The following is an 11,882-nucleotide window of genomic DNA, read 5'->3' as shown; positions in this document are numbered from 1 at the left end:
CAATTAGAGGAATAAGACATGGAACATACTCTGCCACCGCTGCCGTACGCGAAAGACGCCCTCCAGCCGCATATCTCCGCCGAGACCCTGGAATTTCACTATGGCAAGCACCATGCTGGCTATGTGACCAACCTGAACAACCTGATCAAGGGCACTGAGTTCGAGAACATGTCCCTGGAAGAAATCGTCAAGAAGTCCTCGGGCGGCATCTTCAACAATTCGGCCCAGGTCTGGAACCACACCTTCTTCTGGAACTGCATGACCCCGAACGGTGGCGGCGCCCCGACCGGCAAAGTAGCGGACGCGATCAACGCCAAGTGGGGTTCGTTCGACAAGTTCAAGGAAGAGTTCTCGAAGTCGGCGGTCGGCAACTTCGGTTCGGGCTGGACCTGGCTGGTGCAGAAGGCCGACGGCGGCGTCGACATCGTCAACACCTCGAACGCGCACACCCCGCTGGCTTCCGACGACAAGGCCCTCCTGACCTGCGACGTCTGGGAACACGCCTACTACATCGACTACCGCAACGCCCGCGCCAAGTTCGTGGAATCGTGGTGGAACCTGGTCAACTGGGAATTCGTGAACGGCAACATGGCCTGAGTTTCGGCTGCCGTGTAAAAAATCCGCTGCGGCGGATTTTTTTTCGTCCCATGACGGAACGGGATGAGGAATCGGGCTGCGAAATATGCCGACTGTCCCGAAACTGTATCCGCTTGTCTCCATTATGTAGGAAATGTGTTTTACGACTATTGCTCTTATAGAATGTCGAGCGAGGAGAAACACATGTACCGAGTATTACTGGTGGAAGACGATGCGCGCCTGGCCGAGCTCGTTACCGAATATCTGTCCAACTACGAGTTCACCGTCGAGCTCGTCACCCGCGGCGACGAAGCTCTGTCGCGCTTCCAGGCCTTCATGCCGGACGTGGTGGTGCTCGACCTGATGCTGCCGGGCCTGGACGGCATGGTGGTCTGCCGCCAGATCCGCGCGATCTCGCCGGTGCCGATCCTGATCCTCACCGCGCGCGAGGACTCCTACGACGAGGTCTCGGGCCTGGAACAGGGCGCGGACGACTTCGTCAACAAGCCGGTGCAGCCGCGCGTGCTGCTGGCGCGTTTGCGTGCCCTGCTGCGCAGGACAAGCAACAGCGGCGCCAACAGCGGCGGCAAGGCTGCGCCCGACGCGGGCGAGCTACAATTCGGCGCCCTGCGCATCGTCGGCAGCGACCGCACCGTCTACTGGCGCGACGAACTCTGTGTGCTGAGCAATACCGAATACAAGCTGCTGCTGGTGCTGGCCGAGGCGGCCGGACGGGTGCTCTCGCGCGACGAATTGCTGAAGAAAATGCGCGGCATCGAGTTCGACGGGTTAGATCGCAGCATCGACAACTGCATCTCGAAATTGCGCCGCAAGTTCGACGACACCAAGTCGGAGAAGATCAAGACGGTCTGGGGCGAGGGCTACCTGTTCTCGCCCTCGGCCTGGAACTGAGAGCGGTTCTGTCAGGCGCGCTAATTCAAAGCAAGCCAAGCGCCGTCAATGCGGCCTTGCCCAGCGATACCCGCTTGGCGCCAGTCTCGTTGTCCGGAATGTCGACGTTCAGGGCAAAGGTGTAGAGCTTGCCGTCCTTTTTCACCCAGCCGACCCACCAGCCGATGTCGACCGTGGCGCCTGGCGGCGAACCCCAGCCGGTCTTGGCATAGAGTTCTTCCCTGCCCTCCTGGCGCAGGATGTAGCGCACCGCGGCCATCGCTTCCTTCGGCACGGCCAGCTTATCCTGCGCCAGCCTGTCGAGGAAGACCGTCTGCTCCTGGGCGCTGATCGCCAGCGGGCCGTCCAGCCAGAAGGTGTCGACGCTTTGCCCCGGATCCATGTTGCCGTATTCGAGGGTGCGCAGGCCCGCACGCATGCGCTCGAGGCCAATGCGGCGCGCCATGCCCTGGTAGACCGGCACGTTCGATATCCTGATCGCATCGCGCAGCGACATGTCGTGCGCCCATTCCGGCCGCCGCGTTGGCCCGCTGCCATAGGGCAGTACCGTGTCGACATTCGCCACCACGCTTGTGGACAACCCGATCAGGCTGTTGGCGATCTTGAAGGTCGAGGCAGGAATGTAGCGCGTTTGCGCACGCTGGCGGTCATGCACTGTGTAGCTGTCGGCGGCGACGTCGTGGACGATGAAGGTTCCCTTGACGCCTTCCTGGGCGAACAGGCGCGCGACTTGCGGACTGTCCTTCCATTCGGCCGCCTGGGTCAGCGTGCAGGCGGATAACAGCAGGGGCAGGAGGAAACGGCGCATTGGGGCTCCATGAAATTGTCAGGCAACAATTCTACAGGGCGCCTGCCTTCGGTGCGGGGAGCTTTTAGTCGAAGACCGGCACGATCGCCAGCGGTGGATTGGCCGTGACCAACTGGCCCCGCTCCGCGCCGTTGAAACGATAGAGCACCGTCGGGAAGCCGTCGTCGCCATCGCCGCCGAAGGCCGTGCCGGACACGACGGGTAGCGCGCTGTCGCTGCCGTCCTGGCGATGCAGGCGCACGCCGGCCTCCCCTGCCCGCTTGGCGAACACGAAGCGCACGCCGCCGCACTGGCGGCTGCGCAGCGAGCCGTCGCCGTAGCGGGCGAAGCCCAGTGCCTGCTCGCAGGCGGCGCGCAGCTCGCTGTCTTCATACAAACCGTCGGCCTGGAGCGCGATCGATACGCGCGGGCGCACGGTGAAGCTGCCGATCTTGCGGCTCAGCAGCAAGGCGACGTTCTCGTCGTAGGCCGCTTTGAGCAGGGGGAAAGCGGCGCGTCCAAGTGGGTCGAGCGGCAGGTTGACCTGGTTGGTCTTGCCGGCCAGGGTCAATTGCAGGCCGTCGAAGGAGACCGACCTGTCCTGGGGGGCGACCTGGAGCTGGCTCTGCAGGTAGTTCTTGGCGCCGCCGTACTTTTCGAATACCACCATGGCGCGGTAGGCATCGCGATAGCTGACCCATTCCCCGGCACGCAATTGCGCGCTGGCGGACGTGGCGCATAGCGACAGGACGCAGATGGAGAGGTGGCGGGCCAGTGGCATCGTCAGAACCGGTAGGCGATGGCGGTGGAAACCGTCAGGTTGGTCGGCCGCTCGACGAGCGGGCTGTGGCGCGGACTTCCCAGCAGGTGCGTGGCCTGGACGCTGGACGTGAGCATCCAGGACGGCGACCACGCCCAGTTCCAGCGGGCGGCCAGGCGCGCATCCTTCCGCGTCGCCGCCGGCCGCGAACATGGGATTGCCGCTGGCGCGGGAATCGGCCTCGTCGACGCCAAAGAAGGCCTGGTTATAGCTGCGGTTGGCGATCGCCAGCCCAGCCGACAGCGTGATGCGGTGGGCGTCGCCGATGGTCGTCGCCAGGCGCTGCACGCCGAGATCGAGCCTGGCGCCGTTGCGCGCGTTGCCGGCGCCGTACAGCATGCTGCTGGTCAGGCGCCAGTCGGGCGCCAGATAGATGTTCAGGAAGCCGCCGGCCTGCAGGCGCGTGCGTGGACCGGCGCCATGCCTTCCAGGCGGTTCTCGGGGGTGGTGGGCGGCAGCTTGATGATGCTGATGCGGGTGTCGGTGGCGGAGCCGATCTCGCCGCTTCGCCCCGACTCGTCACGACGCGGCTGGACTTCGATCAGCGGTCCGTACTCGACCTGGGGCGCGCGCGACAGGTGCATGCCGGCACCCATGCCCGACACGAAGACGCCATTGCTCCACTGGACCTGCAGCACCGGCAGTGCGTGGCGCTCGCTCGTGCGCGCGCCTTCGTAGCGCGGGGCCGACACGACGCCCAGCCCGACATACATGTCGCGGCTGCCGTCAGGCATCGGATTGGTCGCCGGCGTCTGTGCAGCGGCAGTGTTCGCTACAGCTGCAAGGGCCAGGGCGAAAAGCTTGGTCATGGGTGGGATCGCAAAAACGCAGGTGCCATTATTTTACGTTGAGGCAAGCCCAGCTCCAACATATCCTTGCTCCCCAGCACTTGACGCAACAATGGCGCGGAGGGCAGGCCTCGTGGCGCTTCGGCTGGCCGCACGCCGCTGGGCGGCGACCGGAATAAAAAAGCCCACCGACACTCGCATGTCAGGTGGGCAAACGGAAAACCTGATCTGCGTTGATGTTACCCAGCGGGAAATTATTAATCCCGCATCAAATGTCGGCCAATTGTCGTGAATTTGTAAAAGCCCGGTTCGCTGTTTGCTCCGATACAATGTCGGCGGGAGAAAAATGATGTTGGTAAAACGCACAACAGGCAGGCGCCGGGTGGAGAACAACGGGTGAACCGGATTTTCTTCCGCTTTTTCATGCTGGTGATGTTATCGATCACGGCGGCGACCTTCGTCATTTACTTCACGATGAGCCGCCTGTTCGGCGACCCGCTGGAAGACATCGCCCGGCGCCAGGCCTCGGCCCAGATCTTCCTGATCGAACAATATGTCGACGCCGCGCCCACCGACGAATGGCTCACCCGCCTGAACCGGGCGCGCGAAGTCTCCGATACCCGCTACGACCTCGTGACGCTGGCACGGGCGCGCACCTTCCTGCCCGCGACCAGCCTGGGTGCGCTCGAGCGCGGCGAAGTCGTACTCGACGTCGGGAACAAGTCCTTCTACCGGCGCGTCGACCTCACCGGCGAACGCTATATCGGCAGCGACGACGAGGTGATCCATGCGCGCAACCTGCCGATCGACATCGGCCTGGCGCTGCAGATGGAGGCGGTGCGCTACGTGATCGTCGCGCTGGCGCTGCTCGCGCCCATCGCGCTGTGGTCGCGCGCGCACTGGCAGGGCTTGCAGACGCTGTCGCGCGTGGCCGACGAATTTGGCGCCGGCAAGCTGTCGGCGCGTGCGCGCATGCGCTCCTCGCGCAGCATCTATCCGCTGGCCGAACGCATCGACCTGATGGCCGACCGCATCGAGCAGCTGCTCGTGTCGCAGAAGAACCTGCTGCATTCGGTCTCGCACGAACTGCGCACGCCGATCGCGCGCCTGGAATTCGCACTCGAACTACTGCACGACAGGGCGGACGACCCTGCCCTGCGCGCGCGCATCGCGGCGATGGAGGGCGACGTGACTGAACTGAACAGCCTGGTCAACGAGCTGCTCGGGATGGCGCGCCTCGACAGCGAACAGGCCCTGCCGATGCAGAGTGTCGATCTCGGCGTGCTGCTACGTACGGTCGAGAGCGGCCTGCCGCCGGGAGCACAGCGCCTGGCGCTCGACTGCCCCGACGGGCTGGGGCGCGTGAAGGCCGATCCGCGCCTCCTGAAACGCGCGCTGTCGAATTTGCTGAGGAATGCACAGAAATATGCGGCGCAGGACATCCGCCTGTCGGCGCGCAGCGACGGCAGCCGCATCACGATCGCCGTGGAGGACGACGGGCCGGGCATTCCGGAGGACGAGCGCGAACGCATCTTCGAGCCCTTCTACCGGCTCGACCGCAGCCGCGACCGCGCGACCGGCGGCTTCGGCCTGGGCCTGTCGATCGCCCGCAAGGCCGTGCTGCTGCATGGGGGAACGCTGGCGGTGGAGGCCTCGCCGCTCGGCGGCGCCCGCTTCGTCGTGACGCTGCCGCAGGGCTGAGGCCCGCGGCGCTTCTTGTTTCCCGCTTACTTTCCCGTCTCGGGCTTGACGTGGGTGAAGCCGTACCAGAGGTGTTCCCACCAGTGGTCCCGCGAGCGCACCGTGTACAGGCAGGCCTTGTCGACGCCGCCCTTGAACACGGGATCCGGACATTTGTTCGTCATCAGGGCATAACGCTGGTTTTCGGCATTGACGAGCGCAATGCAGAGCCAGATGGCGATGCCGGCGAAGATGACGACAAGCGACCAGGCCACGTGGTTCACGTGGCTGGTCTCGAACAAGTCCTCTTCCCGGGGGCGCGAGCCCTCGTACATTTCGAGGACCTTGCGTTCTGAATCACTCATTTCGTCTTGGCTGCCTTCGCAACGAGTGCATCGAGGACCTGGAAGTGGGCCTGCATCAGCTGGTTGCGGTCGGTGATCTTCAGCTTTTCCGCGACCTGGCCAGGGGAAGTCTGGTACTTGCCGTCGACGATCAGCGTCGGCGTGCCGCTCACCTGGTAGTTGGTGCTGGCTTGCGGCAGGCGGCGCAGTTTCGTCATCACGCCGAACGAGTTCCAGGTTTCCAGGAATTTCGCGCGGTCGATGCCGTTCTTCGCAACCCAGTCGATGATCTGCTCGTCCTTCATCAGGCGCACGCGCTGGACGTGGACGGCGTTGAGGATCTTCGGATGCATTTCAGCTTCCTTGCCCATTGCTTCGAGCGTCAGGAACAGGTGCGCTTCCGGATCGGCCGGGCCCTGGAACGGCAGGTGGATGCGGCGCAGGTTGACGCTATTCGCATTCTTTTTGATCCATTCGTTCAAGCCAGGTTCCAATGCGTAGCATGCCGGGCAGTGGTAGGCGAAGAATTCGATCACTTCGACCTTCTTGCCCACGGCCTGCACCGGCTGTGGCGTCGACAGCGTCGTGTATTCCACCCCGTTCTGCGGATTGGTTGGCGTGGCGAAAGCGGTGCTGGCGACCAGGCTGGCGGCGACAAGGGCGAAACGCAGGGAGCGGCGCATAAATATCCTTCTGGTGAAATAGGGAGAAAACGACCGCGAGATTACCACTTTTTTGCCCTCGGCTAGGGCAAACGGGCGCATTTTTGCATTTGCTTACGGGTGTAACGCGCGCTTACCGCCTACAAGGGCCGCGCGGCGGCGTGCACGCGCCGTCTCCAGGCGCGCGCACAGGGCCGCGGCCCCTCGACCACGCGCGGCCCGGGCCGGGTCAGCAGCTCCTCGTCGAGCGTGAACAGGTTGTCGCGCCGTACCGCCGTCATGCCGCGATAAGGCGACCAGATCGACAGGCCGCGGTCCTGGGGCGTATAGCGCTTGCCGCCGACGATCGCTTCCGGATCACTCGCCACCACCGCCTCGAGCTCGACCTGGGGCGCGATCGTCTTCAGGTCGGCAAAGATGTTACGACCGCCGCAGAGCCGGATCGCCTCGCTGGCGATGTGCTCGCCGTTGAGCGTGTAGAGCGGCGCGTCCCAGGCCTGGTAGAACACGGTCACCGGCGGGCGTCCCGCATGGCGGCTGCGCAGGCCGGCCACTTCCGCATGAAAGCGCGCGGCAGCCGCTCCCGCCCGTTCCTCCGTGCCGAGCAATTGGCCGAAGCGCCGCAGGCTGCTTTCCACCGCATCGAAGCTGCGCGGCTCGCTGTAGAACACGGGGATGCCCAGGCCCTGCAGCTGGGCGATCTGGCGCGCGGTGTTCCCGCTTTGCCAGACGATCAGCAGGTCGGGTTTCAGGGCGACTACGCGTTCCAGGTCGATCTGGCTGTTCGAGCCGACGAGCGGGATGCGGCGTGCCTGCGCCGGATAGTCGCTATGGTTCATGGCGCCGACGATGCGCGCGCCGCCGCCGGCCGCGAACACCAGTTCGGTCACGTGCGGGGCCATCGAGATCACGCGCGCGGCCGGGCGCGCCAGCAGACGCGGGCGGCCCGTATCGTCGACGACGCTGATGGCGGCCGCGGCCAGGTTCGCGCTGAGCGCCAGCACGGCTGCGAGCATGAGCGAGATTTTCACTGCGCCCTCCGCGCCGCCAGGCCAGGCAGCTTCGCAGGCACCGGCACCGGCGTATCGTCGGGCAGGAAGATGGTGCGTCCGCCATGGTGGATGGCGGCGATCGGATGGCCGAGGCAGTCGCTCAGCAAATCGGCGCGCATCACCTCGGCGACAGGCCCGGCGCGCCAGGCGCCGTCCTTCAACAGCAGCAGCGCATGCGTCGCGCCGCTCCAGGCCAGGTTCAGGTCGTGGCCGACGCTGACCACCGCCCTGCCCTCGTCGCGGCAGAGGCGCGCCAGCAGGTCCGTCATCGCCACCTGGTGCGCCAGGTCGAGCGCATTGGCCGGCTCGTCGAGCAGCAGCAGCGGCGTGTCCTGGGCCAGCAGCGCGGCGATCGCCACGCGCTGGCGCTCGCCGCCCGACAGCGTGCGCACGTCGCGCTGGGCCAGGTGCAGCACGTCGAGGGTACGCAGTGCGCGCTCGGCGGCGGCATGGTCGTCGCTGCCTTCCCAGTAGCGGTCGGCGTGATAGGGGTGGCGCGCCATCAGGACCGTCTCGATGACGCGGTAGGCAAAAGCGTCGCCGCGCGACTGCGCCAGGTAGGCACGCTCGCGCGCCAGCGCCGTCAGCGGCCAGTCGGGCAGTGGCCGGCCGGCCAGCACCACCTGGCCAGCGTCGGGCGTGCGCAGGCCGGCGAGCGTGCGCAGCAAGGTGCTCTTGCCGGCGCCGTTGGGGCCGATCACGCACCAGCTCTGGCCGGGATCGACGCGCCAGTCCAGGCGCTCGAGCAGGACGCGGCCGTCGGCGCGCAGGAGGAGGTTGCGGGTCTCGATCATGGGCGGCGCAGGTGAAGTTGATGCAACTGGAACAGGAAGACCGGTACGCCGATCAGCGAGGTGAGCACGCCGACCGGCAGCTGCTGCGGTGCCAGCACGGTGCGCGCCAGCGTATCGGCCAGCACCAGGAAGCCGCCGCCAGCCAGGCTTGCCGCCGGCAGCAGCATGCGGTGGTCGGGTCCGAAGGCATGGCGGCAGGCGTGCGGCACCACCAGGCCGACGAAGCCGATGCTGCCCCGGTGGTGACGGCGCAGGCCGTCAGCAGGCCGGAACAGATGAAGAGAAAGCGGCGCTGGGCGGTCACATCGACACCGAGCGTGACGGCGGCATCGGCATGCAGGGCCATGACATTCAGGTCGCGGGCACGGCGCAGCGCCAGCAGCAGCGCGCCGCCCAGTACGATCCAGGGCAGCGCCCGCCACGAGGTGCCGGCCAGGTCGCCGATCATCCAGAACACCATGCCGCGCAGGCGCGACTCGGGCGCGACCGACAGCATCAGGGTGACAGGGCCATGCACGCCGAGGCCAGCAGCACGCCGGTGAGCAGCAAGGTGCTGGACTCGCCCGTGCGCACGCCCCCGCGCCCACCGGCCAGGTCGCGCCGCGCCAGCAGGTACAGCAGCAGCGAGACCGCCACCGCGCCGGCCAGCGCGCCCAGGTCGACCGCCCACAGCGCGGCGCCGAACAGCAGCGCGGCCAGGGCGCCAACGGCGGCGCCGGCCGACACGCCCAGCACGTAGGGGTCGGCCAGGGATTCCTGACCAGCGCCTGCATCATCACGCCGGCCAGCGCCAGCGCCGCGCCGGTCACGAAAGCGCCGCTGGCGCGGCCCAGGCGCAGGTCGAGCAGGGTCGCCGCCATGCCGCCTGGCTCGCCCCGCACCAGGCTGGCCAGGGCGGATGGAAAATCAGCCAGCGGCACGGCCACCGAGCCTGCCAGTCCCGCGCCCGCCAGCGCCGCCAGCGCGCATGCGGCCAGCAGCGCCAGCGTGGCGTGCCGGCGCGCAGGCGACGGGTTGGCGATGGCGGTGCTCACGACATCAGAAGTCGTAGCGTGCCGACAGCTTCAGCAGGCGGCCATTGCCCGGATAGATGCCGCTGCGGCAGCCATAGGCCTGGCTGAAGTAGTCGCGGTCCGCCAGGTTCTGGCCGGCGAGTGCGAATTCCCATGGGCCGACGCGGTAGGCGTAGCGGGCATCAAACGTCGTATAGGACGGAATGCGCGCGCCGCAATCGTTGCTGAAGTCGTTGCCGTAGCGCTGGGTCGAGACGTACTGGGCGCCGATGTCGGCGCTGTGGCCGCCGCCGGCCGGCAGCCAGGTCAGGCGCGCGGTCAGCACGTTCTTCGGCACCAGCACCATGCCGCGGCCAGCGTTCGGGCCCTCGGTGAACTCTGCCTGGACGTGCTGCCAGTGGCCGGTCAGGCGCAGGTCCGCGCCCAGATCCGCGTGGCCGTCCACTTCGACGCCCCGGCGCCGGGTCGGGTCGAGGTTGGTGTTCGCGCCCCAGCCGCCGGCGAGGGTCGGATCGAAGAAGATCTCGTTGCGCAGGCGGTGGCGGAACACGCGTGCGGAGACGCCACGTGCCGTGCTGCCGGCGCTGATGCCGATTTCCAGGTCGCGCGAAGTTTGCACGTCCAGCAGGCCGTCGCTCGAGCGGTAAGCGTTTTCGTCGGCGTTCGGCACGCGGTAGCTCTGCCCCGCTTTCGCGTGCAGGGTCACACCCGCGATCGGATCGATGCTGCCTTCCAGGGTCCAGGCATTCTGCGACTGGGTGCCGTTCGGCGCGCCCGAGAACGGGTTGCCGGCTTCATAGCCACGCGTGTCCTCCTTCTCGAACTTCTCGTGGCGCGCGCCCAGCGCCAGGCGCGCCTTCAGCGCACCCCCTCGAGGCGTAGCTCGTCGCGCAGGTAGACGGCGCGCGCGCATCCGGATGCTGATTGCGCCCACGCCGGCGGCGCCGCGCTCCCAGCGGGTCAGGTCGATGCCGGCGACGACTTCGTTGAGCAGGGTGCCGGAGCGGGCGATCTGGCGCAGGCGCGGCGAGAACTGGGTCTGGCGGGTGTAGCCGGTCGACTCCAGCACCGTGGGACCGGACGCGGTCTGGTACTCGTAGCGCGAATTGACTTCGCGCTCGCGATGCGACAGCTCGGCCGCCAGTTCCACGCTGCCGATGCGCTGCTCGGCAAAGGCGGTGACCCGGTCGGTTGCGAGGTCGCCGAAGTCGTGCGGCGTATGGGTCTGGGTCGGGTCCTGCTCGAACTCCGGGAGGGTGAGCGCACCGGGGAAACGCGCATCCTGGCGCGCGCTTTCGGCGCGCAGCCCCAGGCGCGTGCCATCCTGCGCCCACTGGACGCCGCCGCTGACGGTCTTTTGCAGGAACTGGTTGTTGGCGCGGTCGTTATGGCTGCCCGGCGCGCGGCGGCCAGGTCGAAGGACAGCGGGCCGGCGCCGTGGCGCACCGAGGCGCGCGTATCGAAACTGTGGCGCTGGCCGGCCTCGAGGGCGAGCGAGCCGTGGTAGCCGCCATCGGCGCCGCGTTTGGTAATGATGTTGATGACGCCGCCGGTCGCGCCTTCGCCGTACAGCACGCTGCTGCCGCCGCGCATGATCTCGATGCGCTCGACGGTATCGACGGGAATCGTCGACAGCACGGCGCCAGTCAGTTCGTTCTCGTTCATGCGCACGCCGTCGACCATGACCACCATGTTCTGGCTGCTGTTGGTGCCGAAGCCGCGCAGGTCGAGCGCGAAGTCGGGCGAACCGTCGAAGCTCTGACGGCCGTATACGCCGCCAATCTTGCGGATGGCGGCATTCACGTCGGTGACGCCGGCATTGCGGATCTCGTCGGCCGTGATGACGGTGGCGCCGATCGGCGTCAGGGCCGGATCGCTGGCGAAGCGGGCACCGGTGACATGCACGGTGGAGACGGATTCGGCGGCAGCGTCCGGGACGTCGGCGGCGGCCAGGGCGGCGCCGGCAAACAGGGAAAGGGAAACGGCGCAGGCCAGCGCGATCGGCGTTCTGGCCGGCGCGCTGTTCGAAACAACAGCAGTCATGATCTTGGTTCTTCGATAAGGGTGCGCCCGGCTTGCGTCCCCGCAGGCCGGACTCCACGAACGTCGCCCGGTAAGCCTCGCGACGCACAGGGCGGCACCACGAGACACGCCGGGCGCGTCCACCTGTCTGGCCGGTATCCGGGCTTGCAAGTCGGACCGCCTCACCTTCCTGTGCGCGGCACAGTGGTGTTCGAGGAAGTCTGTCGCCGGGGCGACGCTTGATTACCGTTGCGGGGGCAGCACACCTGGCCATGCGCCGGGGGCGCGGTGGCATCGTGTTTCCCGTTTAACTGCGCGCGCAGATCGCGCACGCGGGCACCAGAACGGCGTGATTATATACCTGGCAAGGGTTTCGGGTCGGATGGTGGCGCGCCGGTTGCCACGTGGGCCGCGTCTTGTCGGAGGCACGAT

Annotated in this window: 11 protein-coding genes, 4 pseudogenes and 1 riboswitch; of the genes and pseudogenes, 3 read left to right on the top strand and 12 right to left on the bottom strand. The window is 67.0% G+C overall.

The annotated features are described in order from the left end of the window. Window positions 1–18: 18 nt before the first annotated feature. Together G4G28_RS07675 and G4G28_RS07670 are read left to right on the top strand one after the other, a co-directional pair. Complete coding sequence (locus G4G28_RS07675; protein ID WP_182991496.1) at window positions 19–597, top strand: superoxide dismutase; 579 nt, start codon at window positions 19–21, stop codon at window positions 595–597. A gap of 183 nt (window positions 598–780) precedes the next feature. Next, window positions 781–1,488 (top strand): response regulator, encoded by a 708-nt coding sequence (locus G4G28_RS07670; protein WP_275944337.1) that lies wholly within the window; start codon window positions 781–783, stop codon window positions 1,486–1,488. Window positions 1,489–1,513: 25 nt separating this feature from the next. Here G4G28_RS07670 and blaOXA read toward each other — a convergent pair whose 3' ends face one another. The 5 genes and pseudogenes from blaOXA to G4G28_RS27430 all read right to left on the bottom strand — a co-directional run bounded on the left by blaOXA (window position 1,514) and on the right by G4G28_RS27430 (window position 3,904). After that, window positions 1,514–2,296 (bottom strand): class D beta-lactamase, encoded by a 783-nt coding sequence (gene blaOXA / locus G4G28_RS07665; protein ID WP_182991494.1) that lies wholly within the window; start codon window positions 2,294–2,296, stop codon window positions 1,514–1,516. A 64-nt stretch (window positions 2,297–2,360) separates the two neighbouring features. Next, complete coding sequence (locus G4G28_RS07660; RefSeq protein WP_183108212.1) at window positions 2,361–3,056, bottom strand: hypothetical protein; 696 nt, start codon at window positions 3,054–3,056, stop codon at window positions 2,361–2,363. Between the two features lie 2 nt (window positions 3,057–3,058). Beyond that, complete coding sequence (locus tag G4G28_RS27440; RefSeq protein WP_183108211.1) at window positions 3,059–3,289, bottom strand: MipA/OmpV family protein; 231 nt, start codon at window positions 3,287–3,289, stop codon at window positions 3,059–3,061. A gap of 13 nt (window positions 3,290–3,302) precedes the next feature. Then, a pseudogene (locus tag G4G28_RS27435) lies at window positions 3,303–3,446 on the bottom strand (MipA/OmpV family protein); the annotation flags it as partial. A gap of 26 nt (window positions 3,447–3,472) precedes the next feature. Continuing rightward, window positions 3,473–3,904 (bottom strand): MipA/OmpV family protein, encoded by a 432-nt coding sequence (locus G4G28_RS27430; RefSeq protein WP_183108210.1) that lies wholly within the window; start codon window positions 3,902–3,904, stop codon window positions 3,473–3,475. A 375-nt stretch (window positions 3,905–4,279) separates the two neighbouring features. On the opposite strand from G4G28_RS27430, the gene G4G28_RS07640 reads away from it, so the two are divergent. Beyond that, on the top strand, window positions 4,280–5,584 hold the full coding sequence (locus G4G28_RS07640) for an ATP-binding protein (protein WP_183108209.1): 1,305 nt from the start codon (window positions 4,280–4,282) through the stop codon (window positions 5,582–5,584). A gap of 26 nt (window positions 5,585–5,610) precedes the next feature. On the opposite strand, the gene G4G28_RS07635 is transcribed toward G4G28_RS07640, so the two are convergent. The 7 genes and pseudogenes from G4G28_RS07635 to G4G28_RS25420 all read right to left on the bottom strand — a co-directional run. Then, window positions 5,611–5,928 carry a hypothetical protein gene (locus G4G28_RS07635; protein ID WP_182991492.1) on the bottom strand — a complete coding sequence of 106 codons (318 nt, stop codon included), beginning with the start codon at window positions 5,926–5,928 and terminating at the stop codon, window positions 5,611–5,613. Further along, the gene (locus tag G4G28_RS07630) at window positions 5,925–6,590 is read right to left on the bottom strand and encodes a thiol:disulfide interchange protein DsbA/DsbL (RefSeq protein ID WP_182991491.1); all 666 of its coding nucleotides are present in this window, start codon (window positions 6,588–6,590) and stop codon (window positions 5,925–5,927) included. The genes G4G28_RS07635 and G4G28_RS07630 overlap by 4 nt, the downstream gene beginning before the upstream one ends. 119 nt (window positions 6,591–6,709) lie before the next feature. Beyond that, entirely contained in the window at window positions 6,710–7,600 is an 891-nt protein-coding gene (locus G4G28_RS07625; RefSeq protein WP_308601937.1) for a cobalamin-binding protein, read from the bottom strand. Next, window positions 7,597–8,415, bottom strand: a complete 819-nt coding sequence (locus G4G28_RS07620; RefSeq protein ID WP_182991490.1) for an ABC transporter ATP-binding protein — start codon at window positions 8,413–8,415, stop codon at window positions 7,597–7,599. The genes G4G28_RS07625 and G4G28_RS07620 overlap by 4 nt, the downstream gene beginning before the upstream one ends. Beyond that, a pseudogene (locus G4G28_RS25425) lies at window positions 8,412–9,437 on the bottom strand (FecCD family ABC transporter permease). Before G4G28_RS25425 ends, G4G28_RS07620 begins: the two are co-directional and overlap by 4 nt. A 16-nt stretch (window positions 9,438–9,453) precedes the next feature. Continuing rightward, window positions 9,454–10,830 (bottom strand): annotated as a pseudogene (locus G4G28_RS07605) (TonB-dependent receptor domain-containing protein); the annotation flags it as partial. Window positions 10,831–11,030: 200 nt separating this feature from the next. Then, window positions 11,031–11,471, bottom strand: a pseudogene (locus G4G28_RS25420) (TonB-dependent receptor plug domain-containing protein); the annotation flags it as partial. 111 nt (window positions 11,472–11,582) lie between these two features. Continuing rightward, window positions 11,583–11,809: riboswitch (cobalamin riboswitch) on the bottom strand. Between the last annotated feature and the right edge of the window lie 73 nt (window positions 11,810–11,882).

Source organism: Massilia sp. Dwa41.01b, from assembly GCF_014171775.1.
Classification (GTDB): Bacteria; Pseudomonadota; Gammaproteobacteria; order Burkholderiales; family Burkholderiaceae_D; genus Telluria.
This window is presented reverse-complemented; position numbering and strand designations above follow the sequence as displayed.